Source organism: Aquimarina sp. RZ0, from assembly GCF_008370685.1.
GTDB lineage: Bacteria > Bacteroidota > Bacteroidia > Flavobacteriales > Flavobacteriaceae > Aquimarina.
This window is the reverse complement of the sequence record NZ_VTZU01000199.1, coordinates 1-1,754: the sequence shown is the minus strand read 5'-3', so window position 1 is coordinate 1,754 and position 1,754 is coordinate 1. Positions and strand designations below refer to the sequence as shown.

Genomic DNA, 1,754 nt, shown 5'->3' with positions numbered 1-1,754 from the left:
TTTTGACCTGATTTTAATAATTGGACTATCATTACCTTAAAATCGTTGTCATAGTTCTTCTTTACCATAATTCAAATGTATTAATTTGAGACTTATGTTTTTTGTAACAACTAAAGTAGGTACTCCAACTCCTAGGCTTGCCCCGAGGTAGTTTACTAACAAGAAATATTTGATATTCAAAAAATTACCAACCTCATAAGCTCCTTTTATCTTTGGAAGAGGGAACACAAAATGCTATTCATTATGATTTATTGTGTTTTAAATCTTAACTTAGAACTTAGATGTAAAAAAGAGAGGACGGGATATAAAAAAAACCATCCCGATTATTGGGATGGTTTTATTACAAAAGTTCAAAGTTTTTGGTATTAAATTTAATTTTTAATATATATATCTTAAGGCAATAATGTCGAATCTACTAAACTCTCCATCTTCATTACCATTAAAACATGAAATCATTATTGAATCGGTATCAAGACCTCTTTGCCCCCATTGGTTCGCCGATGGTGTTCCAGGTATAGATAAAGCTCCAATATTTGCCTGCCCTTCATTAGAACCATCACATCTTCTTCGTGCATAATCAGTATGTCTAAAACCTAAGGCATGTCCCATTTCGTGTCCGATAACGTGCTCATTCACATCATTACTTGCAGAGGCCATACCTCCAAAAATTTGGATGTATTTTCCAGAACGCCCACCACTAGGGAATTCTGCTTGTCCTCCCTGACCAGATCCTCCTGCGTTGTAGATAACCATATCTACTCTACTACTTTGATCTGTACCAAATGTAAGTTCAAACTTAAGCCTAAGATCAAGATCATTATAGTTTCTTATAGCACGTTCTAAACCAGTACGCATTCTAGAAGTCAAGGCATTACCACCACCTGTCCAACCTGTTACACGAACTATTGTATTTGCATTTACAAGGTTTCTAGTTACATATTGCTTAACATTGTTTTCAGTATTAGTTGGTAATGCTTGTTCTGCCATTTTATCGAGAGCAACAAGGATATCACCAGATTTTACATACTCTACTGGAGCCTCTCCTAGATGCGAAATAGTTACATAAGAAGCTCCTGTAGGATTTACACCTGCTTTAGCTAATCCTTCTAAATGTTCTTTTGATACTGATTCTGTAATTGTTTCTGATTGTACTTCGTTGGCAACATCGTCTTTCTGACAAGATGTAGCAAAACCAGCAACGATAGCGTAAAACGCTAAAAATTTAATTTTTTTCATTTTAAATAAGTTGAGTTTGTTTAATTATTTAATTAAAATAGAATTTTACATTCTATTTTAAATGCATTATTTAAAAGCTTTGAACTTTTTTTTGCGCGGCGAATATATAATATATATTTTTAAAAATAAGACTACTATTTACAACATTCTTAATAAATACGGCTAAACCGCAATGTTTTTACAAAAAAACATAGTTTTTACTAAAAATAACTAAATAGAGGAATCGATCAAATACACAATACATATTGTGTAGAAATATGTAAAAAACTATGAAGCAACGAAAGAAAGGATGTTAAAAATTCCCTTAAAAAAATAAAAAAAATTATTCATACGTTTTTTCATACAAATAATAAAATTTACAAAAAATTGTTAAAAAAAAGCAAATGTGATATATATAATACGATTTGTGATTAAAAAATTCGTATTAATTCATTGAATTATTTTTTCTTTATGCAAGGCAAAAAAATCAAGCATAGCTATAGCTACGGTTTATTTTTTAAACGAAGTAGAAAGGAAAA

Annotated in this window: 1 protein-coding gene; it reads right to left on the bottom strand. The window is 30.8% G+C overall.

Annotation, left to right across the window (positions count from 1 at the left end; all coding sequences use genetic code 11):
• Nucleotides 1-378: 378 nt before the first annotated feature.
• Nucleotides 379-1,236 (bottom strand): M57 family metalloprotease, encoded by an 858-nt coding sequence (locus F0000_RS27195; RefSeq protein ID WP_149627833.1) that lies wholly within the window; start codon nt 1,234-1,236, stop codon nt 379-381.
• Nucleotides 1,237-1,754: the final 518 nt, after the last annotated feature.

What these genes read in the sequence shown, in the direction of transcription:
- F0000_RS27195 (WP_149627833.1), bottom strand. Translation starts at nt 1,236, where the DNA reads ATGAAAAAAATTAAATTTTTAGCGTTTTACGCTATCGTTGCTGGTTTT.